The sequence below is a fragment of the Streptomyces sp. NBC_00104 genome (genome assembly GCF_045160825.1).
Classification (GTDB): Bacteria; Actinomycetota; Actinomycetes; order Streptomycetales; family Streptomycetaceae; genus Streptomyces.
The window spans coordinates 7,693,682-7,710,226 of the sequence record NZ_CP108215.1; the positions used below are offsets into that span (position 1 = coordinate 7,693,682).

11 protein-coding genes are annotated in these 16,545 nt (G+C 71.2%); 6 read left to right on the plus strand and 5 right to left on the minus strand.

Annotation, left to right across the window (positions count from 1 at the left end; genetic code table 11):
* Window positions 1-8: 8 nt before the first annotated feature.
* The gene (locus OG272_RS33965; protein WP_326577289.1) at window positions 9-1,415 is read right to left on the minus strand and encodes an extracellular solute-binding protein; all 1,407 of its coding nucleotides are present in this window, start codon (window positions 1,413-1,415) and stop codon (window positions 9-11) included.
* Between the two features lie 162 nt (window positions 1,416-1,577).
* Between OG272_RS33965 and OG272_RS33970 the strand changes: the two genes are divergently transcribed.
* Complete coding sequence (locus OG272_RS33970; protein WP_327727762.1) at window positions 1,578-2,150, plus strand: hypothetical protein; 573 nt, start codon at window positions 1,578-1,580, stop codon at window positions 2,148-2,150.
* Between the two features lie 9 nt (window positions 2,151-2,159).
* Here the strand turns inward: OG272_RS33970 and OG272_RS33975 are convergent, their stop codons facing one another.
* On the minus strand, window positions 2,160-2,843 hold the full coding sequence (locus tag OG272_RS33975; RefSeq protein WP_086753540.1) for a response regulator: 684 nt from the start codon (window positions 2,841-2,843) through the stop codon (window positions 2,160-2,162).
* Window positions 2,840-4,561 carry a sensor histidine kinase gene (locus OG272_RS33980; RefSeq protein ID WP_328506106.1) on the minus strand — a complete coding sequence of 574 codons (1,722 nt, stop codon included), beginning with the start codon at window positions 4,559-4,561 and terminating at the stop codon, window positions 2,840-2,842. Before OG272_RS33980 ends, OG272_RS33975 begins: the two co-directional genes overlap by 4 nt.
* A 511-nt stretch (window positions 4,562-5,072) precedes the next feature.
* Between OG272_RS33980 and OG272_RS33985 the strand changes: the two genes are divergently transcribed.
* From OG272_RS33985 to OG272_RS34005, 5 genes are all read left to right on the plus strand, one after another.
* Complete coding sequence (locus OG272_RS33985) at window positions 5,073-6,452, plus strand: cation:dicarboxylate symporter family transporter (protein ID WP_326577280.1); 1,380 nt, start codon at window positions 5,073-5,075, stop codon at window positions 6,450-6,452.
* 269 nt (window positions 6,453-6,721) lie between these two features.
* Window positions 6,722-7,150: a MerR family transcriptional regulator gene (locus tag OG272_RS33990; protein ID WP_326577278.1), complete on the plus strand. Its 429-nt coding sequence runs from the start codon at window positions 6,722-6,724 to the stop codon at window positions 7,148-7,150.
* A complete protein-coding gene (locus tag OG272_RS33995) occupies window positions 7,147-7,479 on the plus strand; it encodes a thioredoxin domain-containing protein (RefSeq protein WP_326577276.1) in 333 nt (110 codons plus the stop codon). The genes OG272_RS33990 and OG272_RS33995 overlap by 4 nt, the downstream gene beginning before the upstream one ends.
* 163 nt (window positions 7,480-7,642) lie before the next feature.
* Entirely contained in the window at window positions 7,643-9,892 is a 2,250-nt protein-coding gene (locus tag OG272_RS34000; RefSeq protein WP_405896106.1) for a HelD family protein, read from the plus strand.
* A 214-nt stretch (window positions 9,893-10,106) separates the two neighbouring features.
* Entirely contained in the window at window positions 10,107-11,546 is a 1,440-nt protein-coding gene (locus OG272_RS34005; protein ID WP_405895435.1) for a cytochrome, read from the plus strand.
* A gap of 223 nt (window positions 11,547-11,769) precedes the next feature.
* Here the strand turns inward: OG272_RS34005 and glgB are convergent, their stop codons facing one another.
* Both glgB and OG272_RS34015 read right to left on the minus strand, forming a co-directional pair.
* Window positions 11,770-15,018, minus strand: a complete 3,249-nt coding sequence (glgB, locus tag OG272_RS34010) for a 1,4-alpha-glucan branching enzyme (protein ID WP_405895436.1) — start codon at window positions 15,016-15,018, stop codon at window positions 11,770-11,772.
* 47 nt (window positions 15,019-15,065) lie between these two features.
* On the minus strand, window positions 15,066-16,523 hold the full coding sequence (locus OG272_RS34015; protein ID WP_328224043.1) for a maltokinase N-terminal cap-like domain-containing protein: 1,458 nt from the start codon (window positions 16,521-16,523) through the stop codon (window positions 15,066-15,068).
* Window positions 16,524-16,545: the final 22 nt, after the last annotated feature.

Consider the following 16,545-nt stretch of genomic DNA (forward strand, 5'->3'; position numbering starts at 1 on the left):
GCGGGGGCTCACTCTTCGATCACCTGGTCGTCCGTCGCCGCCTTCAACTCCTCGTCGTAGTTCTTCGCCGCCTCCGCCACCGAGGCATCCCCGGTCGTCACGGATTCCATCGCTTCCTGGATGGCCGTGGAGACCTTCGGATACGCGGGATACGCCGGGCGGTAATGCGTGCTGGACACCAGGTCGGTGAAGAACTTGATGCCGGGCTGGGCCTCCGCGTAGGCGGGGTCGGCCGCCACGTCCTTGCGGACCGCGATTCCGGAGTTGGCGATGTACCACCTCTGGGCGTTCGCCTTCGTCTGCATCGTCTCGATGAACTTGAAGGCCAGGTCGGGATTGGCTGCCTTGTCGGGGATGGCCCAGGTCCAGCCGCCGGACATGCTCACCTTGCCGGGGGACTGGCCGTTCTGGGTGGGCATGGCGGCGAGGCCGAGTTTCTCCGACCACTCGGGCCATTCGTGGCCGCTGCCGGGCAGCCAGTCCTGGGGGAGCCAGGAGCCGTCCAGGTTGATGCCGAGCCTGCCTTCGGGGAGGAGTTCGCCGCGGACCCGGGTCGAGATGTTCGGGTCGAGGGCGTCGGAGACCTCCGGGCCGAGCTTTTCCTCGTAGACCGTCTCCACGAAGGTGAGGGCGTCCTTGAAGCCCTGCGTGCCCGCCTTCCATTTCTTCGACTTCTCGTCATACAGGGGATCGCTCGCCCCGGCGGCCGTGGCGCCTTCCGTGCCGTAGAGCAGCATTTCGAAGCCCTGCATGGTGGCGGCTTCGCCGGCCGGTTTGCCCGTGTAGACGTTCAGCGGGATGACGTCCGGGACTTTCCGCTTGATGGTGCGGGCGGCGTCGAGAACGTCCTCCCAGGTCTTGGGCTGCCAGTCAGCAGGCAGGCCCGCCTTCTCGAAGATCGCCTTGTCGAACCACAGGCCGCGGGTGTCCGTGCCGTCCGGAACGCCGTACGTCTTCCCGTCCTCGGCCTTCGCCGCGGTCTTGGCCGTGTCGATGAACTGGTCCCAGTCCTTCCAGTCGGCCAAGTAGTCGTCCAGGGGCTTCAGATAACCGCTCGTGATGTCGGAGTTGATGAGGAACGTGTCCTCGTAGACCAGGTCCGGGGCAGTCTTCGGCGAGCGCAGCATCTGCTGGACCTTGGTGTAGTACTCCGAGTCCGGGGCCTTGATCGGGACGAGTTTCACCTTCTTGCCCGGATTCGCCTTCTCGAACTGCTTCTTGACGTCGGCGAGGAAGGTGTCCATCACGCGGACCTGGTTGTCCGTGGACTGTTTGTAGGAGACCTCCACCGTGTCCGGATCACTGCCGGAGCCGTTGCCGCATGCGGTGAGGGCGCCGGGGGCGGTGATCGCCAGGGCGGCGGTGAGGAGGAGGCGGAGGGGGGATCGGCGGGGGTGGGGTGCGGTGGGGCGCACGGGCACGACCTCCTGCTGGCTACGTCCTTGTGGCCTTGGGTGGTGCCCGGTGACGGTAAGGGGAGTGGTCTAGTCAGGTCAATGCGTCTGCACCGGTTCCCCGTAAGGTGCTGAGCAAGTTGTCTGAGCAGAGGCTTTGTTGGCGCTGGGTAGGGGGCACGGGTGTCGGACCGGGATGACGTCACCGTCGGGCAGTTGTTGCTCGTCGAGTATCAGACCGTCAAGGACGAGCAGAAGACGCGGATCGGGTTCCGGGACAATCTGCTCTACGTCACCCTCACCGTGCTCGCCGCCGTCATCGCCGCCTCGGCACAGGCGAAGCAGCCGGCGATGCTGCTCGCGCTGCCGCCCGTGTGTGTCGTGCTCGGGTGGACCTACCTCGTCAACGACGAGAAGATCTCGGCGATCGGGGCGTATGTGCGAGGGGAACTCGGGCCGCGGCTGGCCCAGCTCGCCGGTGCGGAGAAGGCTTTCGACTGGGAAGTCGCGCATCGGGCCGATGCGCGGAGACGCTCCCGCAAGGCCATCCAGTGCGGGATCGATCTGCTGGCCTTCTGTGGCGTGCCGTTCGCCGGGCTGCTGGTGTACTGGGTGAGCGGTGAGACGAGCGCGGGGCTCGTCGCCCTCTCCGGCGTCGAGGCGCTCACGGTCGTCGGGCTCGGGGTCCAGATCGTCCTCTACGCCAGGCCCTTCAGGCCTTCTACGCCCTCCACGACCTCCCCGCCCTCCGGCTGACGGCGGGCGCTAACCCTTCACCCACCGATACTGCAACTCCGGCCGTCCCACCTGCCCGTACTGCGGACTCCGCGCCGCCCGCCCGGCATCCACCAGGTGCTCCAGGTACCGCCGGGCCGTGATCCGCGAGATGCCGACCGCCTCCGCCACCCCGGCCGCCGTCAGGCCCTCGCCCGCGTCCCGCAGGGCCACCGTCACCCGCTCCAGCGTCGGCGCGCTCAGCCCTTTCGGCAGTGCCGCCGGGCCCGGCGCCCGCAGGGTCGCCAGCGCCCGGTCCACCTCGTCCTGGCCGCTCGCCTCGCCCGCCGCCGCGTGGAACTCGGCGTACCGCACCAGCCGGTCGCGCAACGTCGCGAACGTGAACGGCTTCAGGACGTACTGCACCACCCCCAGGGACACACCCTCCCGCACCACCGTCAGGTCCCGCGCCGACGTCACCGCTATCACGTCCGCGTGGTGGCCGGCCGCCCGCAGGGAGCGGGCCAGCTGCAGGCCGTGTACGTCCGGCAGGTGGAGGTCCAGCAGCAGCAGGTCCACCGGCATGCGGTCCAGCGCGCGCCGCGCCTCCGCGCCCGTGTGGGCCTTGCCGACCGCCGTGAAGCCGGGGACGCGGCCGACGTACATCATGTGCGCGTCGGCGGCCACGGGGTCGTCCTCGACGACCAGGACTCTGATGGGATCGGCACCGGTCATACGTCGTCGCCTCCAGCCACAGTGGCCCGAGGGGCCTGGACAGCCTGCACCGTCTTGTCGATACCGGTGGTGCGCAGTGGCAGCCGCACCTCGAACCGGGCCCCGCCGCCGGCCGCCTCCGACACGGTCAGTGTGCCCTCGTGGCGGCGCGCGGTCTGCCGTACGAGCGCCAGGCCCAGACCCCGGCCGCCCGGGCCCGCCGGTTTCGTCGAGAAGCCGCGTTCGAAGACGGCCTCCGCATGGGCCGGGTCCACGCCGCTACCCGTGTCCGACACGCTCAGCACCAGCACGGAGTCGTCCGCCGACCCGCCCGCGTCCCCTGGCTCGTCCGCGTCCTGAAGCGCGTCCGACTCGTGCGTGTACGCCGTCACCGTCACCCTCGCCCCCACCGACCCCTGCGCCGCGTCCACCGCGTTGTCGATCAGGTTGCCCAGGACCGTGACCAGGTCACGGGCGGGGAGGGACTCCGGGAGCAGGCCGTCGTCGATGCGGCTGTCCTCGGAGACCACCAGCTCGACGCCCCGCTCGTTCGCCTGGGCGGCCTTGCCCAGCAGCAGGGCCGCCAGCACCGGTTCGCTCACCGCCGCCACGACCTTGTCCGTCAGGGCCTGTGCCAGTTCCAGCTCCGCGGTGGCGAAGTCGACCGCCTCGTCCGAGCGGCCCAGCTCGATGAGCGAGACGACCGTGTGGAGGCGGTTCGCGGCCTCGTGCGCCTGGGAGCGCAGCGCCTCCGTGAAGCCGCGTTCGGAGTTCAGCTCGCCCGTGAGGGACTGGAGTTCCGTCACGTCCCGCAGGGTGACCACCGTGCCGCGGCGCTGGCCGCCCGACACCAGTGAGGTGTTCACGACGAGGACCCGTTCGGCGGTGAGGAGGACCTCGTCCACCCTCGGCTCGGAGGAGAGCAGGGCGCCCGTCAGCGCGGCCGGCAGGCCCAGGTCCGCCACCGAGCGGCCGACCACGTCCTGCGTCACCCCCAGCAGCTCCCGCGCCCCGTCGTTGATGAGTGCCACCCGGTACTGGCCGTCGAGCATCAGCAGGCCCTCGCGCACGGCGTGCAGGGCGGCCTGGTGGTAGTCGTGCATGTTGCTCAGCTCGGCCGCGTTCATGTTGTGGGTGTGGCGGCGCAGGCGGGCGTTGACGATATAGGTGCCGATGCCGCCGAGGGCGAGTGCGCCGGCGGCCACGCCGAGGAGGGCCGTGAGCTGCCCCTCGGCGCGCTCGCTGATCGCCTGGACCCTGATGCCGGCGCTGACGAGGCCGATGACCTCGCCGTTCTCCACGACCGGGGCGACCGCGCGGACGGACGGGCCGAGGGTGCCCGTGTAGGTCTCGGTGAAGGACTCGCCGTTCTGGGCCTTCTCTATGTGGCCGAGGAAGTGCTCGCCGATCCGGTCGGGGTCGGGGTGCGTCCAGCGGATGCCGTCACGGGTCATGATCGTGACGAAGTCGACGCCGGCGTGCTGCTGCACCTGCGTCGCGTACGGCTGGAGCCGCCTGGTCGGCTCGGGCGTGTGGATCGCCGCACGGACCGAGGGGGCGTCGGCGACCGTGGCCGCCACGGCCAGGGCCTGGCGGCGGGCCGAGTCCTCCGCCTGGGAGCGGTCGCTGACGTACGTGAACAGCGCGTATCCGGCCACGACGGCAGCGATCAGCACCGCCTGTACGGCGAAGAGCTGACCGGCCAGGCTGCGGGGACGGAGACGGGGCGTGACGCGCATGGCAACAGTCTGCATCCACGGGTTGGCGTGAACTAAATGAACGGAAGGGTGACCGCCCTCACAGGGCGAGACATAGTCACACCATCGACTCGTCCAGCACATGGACAACGACAGGGAGGACGACTCCCGCCCCGGGACCCCACAACCCGAGCCGCCGGGAGCCCGTCTCCCACCCCCGGGAGGCATCTCTCCCACCACTGGGAGCCTGTCTCCCACCACCGGGAGCCCCCGCTCCCACCGCCGGAAGCCCCCAAGCCTCCGGCCCGGAAGCCCGCCGGCTTCCACCGCCGGGAGCCCCGGCTCCCACACCCCCCGGGAGCCCCGCTCCCACCGCCGGAAGTCCCCCAGCTACCGGCTCCGGGAGCCCGCCGGCTCCCGACACCGGGAGCCGGTCTCCCACCCGGGAACCCGCCGGTTCCCACCCTGGGAGACCGTCTCCCGAATTCCCCCGGTCGTGAGCCGCACGCCGGAGACGAACGAGCCGACGATGTCGTCGACGAGGAGGGCAGCCGTGGCCAGCACCGCCCATACGGCACCTACCGCACCCGCCAAGCGGGACCGCACCCACTACCTGTACATCGCCGTGATCGTGGCTGTGGCCATCGGCATCGCCGTGGGCCTCATCGCCCCCGACTTCGCCGTCGAGCTGAAGCCCATCGGCACCGGCTTCGTGAACCTGATCAAGATGATGATCTCGCCGATCATCTTCTGCACGATCGTGCTGGGCATCGGCTCCGTACGGAAGGCCGCGAAGGTCGGCGCCGTCGGCGGTATCGCCCTCGTCTACTTCACGATCATGTCGCTGGTCGCGCTCAGCATCGGTCTGGTCGTCGGCAACATCCTGGAGCCGGGCACCGGCCTCGCGGTGACCGACGCGATCAAGGAGACCGGTCAGGCGCAGGTGTCGGCCGAGGCCAAGGACACCACCGAGTTCCTGCTCGGCATCATCCCGACGACGATCGTCTCCGCCTTCACCGGCGGCGAGGTCCTCCAGACGCTGCTCGTCGCCGTGCTCGCCGGCTTCGCGCTCCAGGCGATGGGCGACGCCGGTCAGCCGATCCTGCGCGGTATCGAGCACATCCAGCGCCTCGTCTTCCGCATCCTCGCCATGGTGATGTGGGCCGCCCCGATCGGTGCCTTCGGCGCCATCGCGGCCGTGACCGGTTCCGCGGGCGTCGACGCCCTGAAGAGCCTCGCCGTGCTGATGCTCGGCTTCTACGTCACCTGCTTCCTCTTCGTCTTCATCGTGCTCGCCGCGCTGCTGCGGATCGTCTCCGGCCTCAACATCCTGACGTTCTTCAAGTACCTGGGCCGTGAGTTCCTGCTGATCCTGTCCACCTCCTCCTCCGAGTCGGCGCTGCCGCGCCTCATCGCGAAGATGGAGCACATGGGCGTCAGCAAGCCCGTCGTCGGTATCACCGTCCCGACCGGCTACTCCTTCAACCTCGACGGCACCATGATCTACATGACCATGGCGTCCCTGTTCATCGCCGACGCCATGGGTACGCCGATGTCGATCGGCGAGCAGATCCCGCTGCTGCTCTTCCTGCTGGTCGCCTCCAAGGGCGCGGCGGGTGTCACCGGCGCCGGTCTCGCGACCCTCGCGGGTGGTCTGCAGTCCCACAAGCCGGCCCTGGTGGACGGTATCGGCCTCATCGTCGGCATCGACCGCTTCATGAGCGAGGCCCGCGCCCTCACCAACTTCGCGGGCAACGCGGTCGCCACGGTCCTCATCGGTACCTGGACCAAGGAGATCGACAAGGAGCGGGTCAGCGAGGTGCTCGCCGGGCGGCTGCCGTTCGACGAGAAGACGCTGCTGGACGACGGGCACGGGCCCGCGCCGGCTGCCGAGGCCGAGCCCGACGGCGAGAAGGAACTCGCCAAGGCGTAGTGGGCCTGCGGCCCTCCAAGAACGCCGTACGGCCGGGTCCTCCCCCGTAGACCCGGCCGTACGGTCCACAACTGAAGAGCACCAGAACACCGAGTGGCCAGGTCCTCCCCCTATTGACCTGGTCACTCGGCTTTCTATTGGCCTGGTCACTCGGCTTTTCCGGCTTCGTTGTCCCGTTGCGCGTCGGTGGGGCTTCTCGCGCGGTTCCCCGCGCCCCTGAAGGGGCGCGCGTTTGCCTTGACGTCGGCGTCAAGGAATACCGTCTCCCCATGCGCATCGGCGAGCTGGCGGAACGGGCCGGGACGACGACACGGGCCCTGCGGTACTACGAGGCGCGGGGGCTGTTGCCCGCGCGGCGGACCGACAACGGCTATCGGACGTACGACGAGGCGGATCTGAAGCTGTTGCGGCAGATCCGGACGCTGCAGGACTTCGGGTTCGACCTGGAGGAGACGCGGCCGTTCGTGGAGTGTCTGCGGGCCGGGCATCCGGAGGGCGACTCGTGCCCGGCGTCGCTGGCGGTGTACCGGCGGAAGCTGGACGAACTCGACGCGCTGATCGGTGAGTTGGCGGCCGTGCGGGCGTCGGTCGGCGAGCAGTTGGCGCGGGCCGAGCAGGCGCGGGAGCGGCTGGCGGCCGAGGCGGAGGTTCCGGGGGGTCCGGGGCCGGGGTGTGAACTGGGAGGCGGGGAACTGTGATCAGGGCGGCGGGTGTGGCCGAGGTGACGGACGAGGACTTCGAGGCGGAGGTGATCGGTGCGGAGCTGCCGGTGCTCGTGGAGTTCACCGCCGACTGGTGTCCGCCGTGCCGGCAGATGGGGCCGGTGCTGAGCGCGCTCGCCGCTCAGGAGGGGGAGCGGCTGAAGGTGGTGCAGCTGGACGTGGACACCAATCCGGAGACCACCCACGCCTACAAGGTGCTGTCGATGCCGACCTTCATGGTGTTCCGGGGTGGTGAGCCGGTGAAGGCCATGGTGGGCGCGCGGCCCAAGCGGCGGCTGCTGGAGGAACTCGACGACGTCCTCTGACGCCCGGACGAGAAAAGCCCCCGAGCAATTGTGCTCGGGGGCTTTTCTTGCGTATATTTGATGGTTCACGACTTCAAGAATATTGAGTCGCAAAGAAGTTCAGTGAACACAGTATATCCGGGCGGGAGTGGAATTGTCAAACACCGGCTATTCGCACGATGAATTGCGGCGGGAGCAGGAATTCATCGACGGGCTGTACGCCCGCGTGGACGCCCTGCGCGGTGCGACCGAGGGGTCGGTCACGGACGCGCTCGCCCAGGGCGACACGCCCATGCAGGCCCGTCTGGAGCGGGACATCCTCGTCGCCGAGCGCTCGGGGCTGCTGGCCGCGCTGAACGCCGTCGACGGCTCGCTCTGCTTCGGCCGGCTCGACCTCGCCGACGGGGGCGTCCACCACATCGGCCGGATCGGGCTGCGGGAGGACGACACCGAGCGCACCCCGATCCTGATCGACTGGCGCGCCGACGTCGCCCGCCCCTTCTACCTCGCCACCGGCCACACCCCGATGGGCCTGCGCCGCCGCCGGCACCTCACCACCGAGGGCCGCCGGGTCACCGCCCTGCACGACGAGATCCTCGACCTCGGCGACGCGACCCGCACCGGCTACGAGGACCCCACCGGCGACGCCGTCCTGCTGGCCGCCCTCAACTCCGCCCGCACCGGCCGCATGGGCGACATCGTGCAGACCATCCAGGCCGAGCAGGACCGCATCATCCGCGCCCCGCACCAGGGGGTGATGGTCGTGGAGGGCGGCCCGGGAACGGGCAAGACCGCCGTCGCCCTGCACCGGGCCGCCTACCTCCTCTACGAGCAGCGCGAACTGCTCGCCAAGCGCGCCGTCCTCATCGTCGGCCCCAACCCCGCCTTCCTCGGCTACATCGGCGAGGTGCTGCCCTCGCTGGGGGAGACGGGCGTGCTGCTGTCCACCGTCGGCGAGCTGTTCCCCGGCGTACGCGCCACGGCGACCGACACCCCGCAGGCCGCCCGGGTGAAGGGCGGCGCCGCCATGGCCGACGTGCTCGCGGCCGTCGTCCGGGACCGGCAGACGCTGCCCGACCCGGTGATCGCCATCGAGCACGACCGGGAGATCCTCATGCTCGACGACGACCTCGTACGGGTCGCCCGCGAGCGCACCCGCGAGGCGAAACTCCCGCACAACATGTCCCGCGAGTACTTCGAGGGTCACATCCTCAACACCCTCACGGAGATGGTCGCCGAACGCATCGGCACCGACCCCTACGACGGCTCCAACCTCCTCGACCCCAGCGACATCACCCAGATCCGCGACGAACTGGCCGAGAACCCCGAGGTCTGGGCCGCCATCGGCCGGCTGTGGCCCCGGATCACCCCGCGCCGCCTGATCGCCGACTTCCTCGCCGAGCCGGACGCCTATCTGTCCCAGGAGGACGCCGACGCCGTACGCCGCCCCGTCACGCGCGCGTGGACCGTCGCCGACGTCCCCCTCCTCGACGAGGCCGCCGAGCTGCTGGGCGAGGACGACCGGGTGGCGCGGGCCCGGGCCGAGCGCGAGCGGGAGACCCAGATCGCCTACGCGCAGGGCGTGCTGGAGGTGTCGTACGCGTCCCGGACGTACGAGTTCGAGGACAAGGAGGACAGCGACCCCGACGGCTCGGAGGTGCTGTCCGCGCACGACATCATCGACGCCGAACGGTTCGCCGAGCGCCACGAGGAGGACGACCACCGCAGCGCCGCCGACCGGGCGGCGGCCGACCGGACCTGGGCGTTCGGGCACATCATCGTCGACGAGGCGCAGGAGCTGTCGCCGATGGCCTGGCGGCTGCTGATACGCCGCTCGCCGACCCGCTCGATGACCCTCGTCGGCGACCCGGCCCAGACGGCGGAGGCCGCGGGCGTCGGCTCCTGGGCCGACATCCTCGCCCCGTACGTCGAGGACCGCTGGGAGCACACCCGGCTCGGCGTCAACTACCGCACCCCCGCCGAGATCATGGCGGTCGCGGCCGGTGTCGTCCGCGCCGAGCGGCCGGACTTCGAGCCGCCGAGCTCCGTGCGGTCGACCGGAGTACGGCCCTGGGCGCGTCGCGCGGCGCCGAAGGAACTGCCCGCCGAGGTGGCCAAGGCGGTCGCCGAGCTGACCCCGGCCGAGGGGCGGCTCGCGGTGATCGCCCCGCGCGAGCTGCACCGGCCGCTCGCGGCCCGGCTCGACGGGGTGACGGCGGGCGCGGAGCCCGATCTGACCCGGACCGTCGTCCTCCTCGACCCCCGGCAGGCCAAGGGCCTGGAGTTCGACTCCGTCCTCGTCGTCGAACCGGGACGCTTCGGCACGAGCGACCTGTACGTGGCGCTGACGCGTGCCACGCAGGCGCTCGGTGTCGTACACACGGAGGAACTGCCGGAGGCGCTGGGGGAGTTGTCGACGGTTGGCCTGAACTAGCCGGACGGGTCCCGCCGGTCCCGCCGGTCCCGCCGGTCCCGCCGGTCCCGCCGGTCCCGCCGGTCCCGCCGGTCCCGCCGGTCCCGCCGGGCCGACGCCCGGCGGGCCGCCGTACCGGGCACCGTCACCCCAGGTGCAACAGGGATCACCAAGCCGTAACAGTTCCCGTCATCGTCACTGCTCGTACATGGTTCATGCGGTATGCGTGTCGGTCATGGAAACACATCCGTTCGCGGCCGCTCCGGCCGGCACCCCCGGCCTGGAATCGCTGCGCGTGGAGCCGCTGCTGACCTCGGAGTTCGACGCGGATCCCAGCAGCGTCTACGAGCGACTGCGGAGTACGTACGGCCCCGTGGCACCGGTGGGGCTGATGGGGGTACCGGCATGGCTGGTTCTCGACTACCGCGAGGTGCTGGAGGTCCTGCGCAACGAGAGCGTGTGGCGGCGCGACGTACGGCACTGGCGGGCGCGGGCGGAGGGGCGGCTGCCGAGGGACTGGCCGCTCCTGGCCGGGTACGAGGTCCGGCAGACCATGTTCTTCGACGACGAGGAACACCGGCACGCCCGGCTGAGCTACCACTCGGCGATGCGGCCCTTCCAGGACGGGCACTCACCCGAGGGCTGGGAGCTGCGGGCGGCCGTCGCCCGGTACGCCGACGAACTGATCGCCATGCTCGCGGCCGAGTCCGGGAACACCGGGTTCGCCGATCTCGCGGCGCAGTACACCAGGCCGCTGCTCCTCATGGTCACGACCAAGCTGTTCGGGTGCCCCGTCGAACTCGGCGACGAGATGGTCATGGACCTCTGGCGGATGCTGGACGGCGGGCCGGACGCGGGCCCGGCGACCGGGCGGGCGCTGGGCGCGATGACCCGGCTGGCAGCTCATCGGCGGTCCCGGCCCGGCGAGGACCTGACCTCCTACATGCTGCTGGCCGATCCCTCGCTGAGCGACGAGCAGCTGGGCCGTGAGCTGTTCATGAACGCGGTCTATCTCAACGACATCACCGGGAACATGGTCTGCAACACCCTGCTCGAGGTGCTGCGGGGCAACACGACCGTCCGGCGGAGCCTGTCCAACGGGCAGCTCGGGGAGACCGTGAACCGGGCGGCGCTGGTGAATCCGCCGACGGCCAACCTGTGCTTCCGGTTCGCGGCGCGGGACGTGCGGCTCGGGAACTTCTGGATCCGGGCCGGTGACATCGTGTCCCCGTCCGTCGCGGCCGCGCACCGGGATCTGCTGAAGATCGGCTCCTCCCACATCGTCGACTCCACCGTCAGTACGCGGGCGCATCTCGCGTGGGGGGCCGGGCCGCACCAGTGTCCCAGTGCCGCGCGTGAGCTCGCGGGGACGATCGTCACGACCGCGGTGGGGCGGGTCTTCGAGCACTTCGCCCGTGCGGAGCTCACGTTGCCGCCGGACCAGTTGCCGTGGCGGTCGGGGCCGGTGGTGCGCGGGCTGCGGTTGTTGCCGGTCCGCTATGAACTCGCCGCTCACAGTACGGCTCGGGTGGCGGCGGCCGGGCGGGGGGAGGAGGCCGCGCCCGTGGCTCCGCCGGTGGTGCCGGCCGCCGGGCCCGCGGCCGGGGATCGGTCGGGGAGCGGGTTGTTGGGGGCGTTGCGGCGGATGATGTTCGGGGGACGCAAGAGCGGCTGACGACCGCCGGGCAGGTTTTCTCGCCCCCGCCGCCCCTACCCGTCCCATCCCTCGGGGCTCCGCCCCGGACCCCGTTCGCGCCGTTCCCCGCGCCCCTGAAAAGGGGCGCGGGGAACTGCGCGAGAAGCCCCACCCGCCCGCACCCGAACAACCCACCCGAGCGGGGTCGAAGGGGCGGCAGCCCCTGGGGACGGGACGGGTAGGGGCGGCGGGGGCGAGAGGACTAGGCCGGGCGGAGCCAGAGCGTGGACAGCGGGGGCAGGGTGACGCGGATGCTGGCGGGGCGGCCGTGCCAGGACTGGGGCTCGGGTTTCACGGGCTCGGGCATCGTGGCATCCGTGCCCCCGTACACGGCCGCGTCCGTGTTGAGGATTTCCCGCCAGGCCGGAATGTCCTCCGGGACACCCAGACGGTAGTCCTCGCGCACGACCGGGCTGAAGTTGGAGACGGCCAACAGGGGCGTGCCGTCCTCGGCGAACCGCAGGAACGCCAGGACGTTGTCCTCCGCCGAGTCACCCGTGATCCAGGAGAAGCCGGCCGGGCGCGTGTCCTGCTGCCAGAGGGCGGGGGTGTGCCGGTAGGCGGTGTTGAGGTCGCGGACGAGGTCGCGTACACCCCGGTGGTCGGCCTCGGCGCCGTACGCGGGATCCAGCAGCCACCAGTCCGGCCCGTGCGCCTCCGACCACTCCGCGCCCTGGGCGAACTCCTGCCCCATGAAAAGGAGTTGTTTGCCGGGGTGGGCCCACATGAAGCCCAGGTACGCGCGGTGGTCGGCGCGCTGCTGCCACCAGTCGCCCGGCATCTTCGACACCAGTGAGCCCTTGCCGTGCACGACCTCGTCGTGGGAGATGGGCAGGACGTAGTTCTCGCTGTACGCGTACACCATCGAGAACGTCATCTCGTGGTGGTGGTGCTGGCGATGGACGGGATCCTTGGACATGTAGCCCAGCGAGTCGTGCATCCACCCCATGTTCCACTTCAGCCCGAAGCCGAGGCCGCCGAAGCCGCCCGGACCGGTGTGGTGGGTGGCGCGGGTGACGCCGTCCCAGGCCGTGGACTCCTCCGCGATCGTCACGACGCCCGGCACCCGCCGGTACACCGTCGCGTTCATCTCCTGCAGGAAGGCGACCGCGTCCAGGTTCTCCCGGCCGCCGTGCTCGTTCGGCGTCCACTGGCCCTCCTCGCGCGAGTAGTCGAGGTAGAGCATCGAGGCGACGGCATCCACCCGCAGCCCGTCGATGTGGTACTCCTCGCACCAGTAAAGGGCGTTCGCCACCAGGAAGTTGCGCACCTCACGGCGCCCGTAGTCGAACTCCAGCGTCCCCCAGTCGGGGTGCGCCGCCCGCTGCGGGTCCGCGTGCTCGTACAGCGGACGCCCGTCGAACTCGGCCAACGCCCAGTCGTCACGCGGGAAGTGGGCCGGCACCCAGTCCATCAGGACACCGATCCCGGCCCGGTGCAGGGCGTCGACGAGGAACTTGAAGTCGTCGGGGGTGCCGAGGCGGGCGGTCGGGGCGTAGAAGCCGGTGACCTGGTAGCCCCAGGAGCCGCCGAACGGGTGCTCGGCGATGGGCAGCAGCTCGACATGCGTGAAGCCCAGGTCGGAGACGTACGCCGGCAGCTGCTCGGCGAGTTGGCGGTACGTCAGTCCCGGTCGCCAGGACGGCAGATGGACCTCGTAGACCGAGAACGGGGCCTCGTGCGCGGGGGTCTGGGCCCGCTTCGCCAGCCACTCCTCGTCGCCCCACTCGTAGTGCGAGGCGTGGATGACGGACGAGGTGTGGGGCGGGACCTCCGTGCGGCGGGCCAGCGGGTCGGCCCGGAGCGTCTTCGAGCCGTCCGGCCGGGTGATCTCGAACTTGTACAGCTCGCCCTCGCCGATCCCGGGCGCGAACAGCTCCCACACCCCCGAGGAGCCCAGGGAACGCATCGGGAAGCCGGTGCCGTCCCAGAAGTTGAAGGTCCCGGCCACGCGCACGCCGCGCGCGTTGGGCGCCCACACGGTGAAGCGGGTGCCGGTCACGCCCTGGTGGGTCATCGGCTCGGCGCCGAGCACGCGCCACAGCTCCTCGTGCCGGCCCTCGCCGATCAGATACAGGTCCAGCTCGCCGATCGCGGGCAGGAAACGGTACGCGTCCTCGGTCTCCTGCTCCGTCCCCTCGTAGGAGACCAGCAGCCGGTACGCCTCCGGCACCTCCCGCAACGGCAGCAGCGCCGAGAAGAACCCGTCCCCGTCGTCGTGCAACTCCGCCCGCAGCGACTCCGCCACCACGCTCACCCCGAGCGCGTACGGCCGGAACGCCCGGAACACCACGCCACCGGGGGCGGGGTGAGCCCCGAGCACCGCGTGCGGCGCGTGGTGGGTGCCGGCGAGCAGCCGCTCCCGGTCGACGCCGTCCATCGCGGGGGAGTAGGCGGGCCGGGCGGGGCCGGGTTCGACGTCGGTGACGCCGACCGGCTCGTGGGTGACCCGTTCGGCGGCGGACTCGGGGACGGCCTGCTTGGGGACCACCGGCTCGGGGGGCATCTGCTCGGCGGCGGCCTGCTTGGGGACCAGGGGTTCCCGGGTCGGCGGTTCAGCCGGCGCCGACCTGGGAGCGGACGGTCCGGCGCCCGGCGGGGCGGCTGGGACCAACGCCGCGCTCTCCGTCTGCCGCCGCGGCTTCACGGCCCTCTTCGCGGTCCTCTTCCCGGCGATCTCCGCGGTGGTCTTCCCGGCGGCGGCCTCGGCGGTGACGGGTTCCTCGGCCACGGTCTTCTTGGCCGTGGCCTTCTTGACCGCCGTCTTCTTCGCGACGGCCTTGACCGCCGCGGTCTTGGCCACGGCCTTCTTCGCTACGGCCTTCTTCGCCACGGCTGTCTTCGCCACGGCTGTCTTCGACGCGGCCTTCTTCGCGACAGCTGTCTTCGACGCGGCCTTCCTGGCGACGGGTTTCTCCGCCACGGTCGTCTTCGCGGTGACCTTCTTGGCGGTGGACCTCTTGGCCGCCTCCATGCCCTCGCCCTCGCCCTCGCCCTCGCCCACGGCCACCTTTCTCGGCGCGGACTTCTTGGCGACCGCCTTGGCCTCGGCCGGCTTCTTGCCCTCGGCCGTCTTCCTGGCCGCGGTCGTCCTCTTGACCGCAGACGTCCCCCCGGCCGTCTTCTTGGCTGCTGTCGTCCTCTTGACCGCAGACGTCCCCCCGGCTGTCTTCCTGGCCGGCGGCGCCTCCTCGGTGACCTTCCCGGCCTCGGCCGTCCCCCCGGCAGCGTCGGTCGTGCTCTTGGCCGCTGCCTTCTTGGTCGCCGTCTTCTTCGCCGTCGCCTTCTTCGCCACGGCTTTCTCGGCCGCGACGGTCTTCACGGCCGCCTTCTTCGTGACTGCCTTCTTCGTGGCCGTCTTCTTCGCGGCGGTCTTCTTCACCGGGGCGGTTACCTCGGCCGCGGCGTCGGGGTGTTGCGTGCTGTCGTCGGACGGCGGGCGGGGAGTCACAGGGACGATCTCCTCGGGAGGGGTGGTGTCAGTCGGGAGGGGTGGTGTCAGGGGGTGTCGGTGCAGGGGTCCGTGGCGAGGCGGTGTACTGCGGCCAGGGGCACGGGAAGCCAGTCGGGGCGGTGGCGGGCCTCGTAGAGGACCTCGTACACGGCCTTGTCGGTCTCGTACGCCCGCAGCAGCACGGGATCGGTGCGCGGATCGACGCCGGCGACGTCCGCGTAGCCGGAGCAGTACGCGGCCCGGCAGGCGGTCGCCCAGTCGGCGGCCGGGGGCTGGAGGGAGTGCGCGGCGTAGTCGAAGGAGCGGAGCATGCCGGCGATGTCACGGGCGACGGGCTGTGGCATCCGCCGCTCGGCCAGCGGCTTCGACGGCTCGCCCTCGAAATCTATGAGGGACCACTCCCCGGACGGAGAGCGGAGACACTGGCCGAGGTGGAGGTCGCCGTGGATGCGCTGGGCCGTCCAGGTGCGGCCCTCGCCGGCCAGGTCGGCGAGGGCCTCGAAGGCCGTGTGCAGGCCGGGCGCGTACGGCCGCAGCGCGGGGACGGCCTGCGCGGCGGCCTCCAGGCGTTCGGTCATCCCGTCGACCAGCGACTCCAGCTGCGGTCGCCCCAGGGTGACCGTGGGCAGGGAGCGCGTCAGCGCGGTGTGCACCTCGGCGGTCACTCGCCCCAGCGCGCGCGCCTCGGCGGTGAAGTCCTCGCTCTTGGCCAGCACGCTCAGCGCCAGCTCCCAGCCGTCCGCCGCGCCGTGCAGGAACGGCTGGAGGACGCCCAGGACGTGATGGCCGTCGGGGCCGGGCTCGGTGCCCCGGCCCAGGTCCGCCACCATCCAGGCCACCGGCGCCGGCACCCGGGGGCAGCCCTCGCGGGACAGCGTCAGCGGCAGTTCGAGGTCGGGGTTGTCCCCGGGCACGACCCGGCGGAACAGCTTCAGAATGAACGTATCGCCGTAGACGATGGAGGAGTTGGACTGCTCGGCGGTGGCCACCCGCGGCACCAGACCCTCGGGGATGTCGTAGCTCATGTCCCGGCCGCAGCGCAGCTCACCGACGCGTGCCTGGGACCGCAGCGCCTCCAGGAGGACGTCGGCGAGGCGGGGGTCGTGCAGCGCCTCGTACACCGTCCGCCCGGCCAGCGGCCCGTCGGCCACATGCCCGATCAGCGCGGGCGCCAGCCGTGGCGGCAGTGTCTCGCGTACGCCGAGCAGCAGCTGGTAGCAGTCGCCGGGGTGCGCCGGGGCGCCCTGGGACGGCACCAGCGGCTGATGGGCGCGTACGAGGAGATGCAGCAGCCCGGCCTTGGAGGCGCCCACCGGCAACAGTTCCGTCCCCGCCACCAGGCTGAACCCGGTGACCGGCCGCCCCTTTCCCGCGAACCAGCGCTGCCGTGGCAGCCACTCCCGCAGCAGCGGCTCCAGGGAGGTGAGCAGCTCGGGTGTCGGCTCCGTGGCGGGCGGTGGAGCAGGACTTGTCGCGGTGGAGTGCGTGGCGGCTTCCGACATGGCGTCGCGTCCTTTCCCCGGG

Coding starts and splice junctions, on each gene's coding strand:
- OG272_RS33975 (WP_086753540.1), bottom strand. CDS start 2,843: ATGACCGGTGCCGATCCCATCAGAGTCCTGGTCGTCGAGGACGACCCC.
- OG272_RS33980 (WP_328506106.1), bottom strand. CDS start 4,561: ATGCGCGTCACGCCCCGTCTCCGTCCCCGCAGCCTGGCCGGTCAGCTC.
- OG272_RS33990 (WP_326577278.1), top strand. CDS start 6,722: ATGCGCATCGGCGAGCTGGCGGAACGGGCCGGGACGACGACACGGGCC.
- OG272_RS34005 (WP_405895435.1), top strand. CDS start 10,107: ATGGAAACACATCCGTTCGCGGCCGCTCCGGCCGGCACCCCCGGCCTG.
- OG272_RS34015 (WP_328224043.1), bottom strand. CDS start 16,523: ATGTCGGAAGCCGCCACGCACTCCACCGCGACAAGTCCTGCTCCACCG.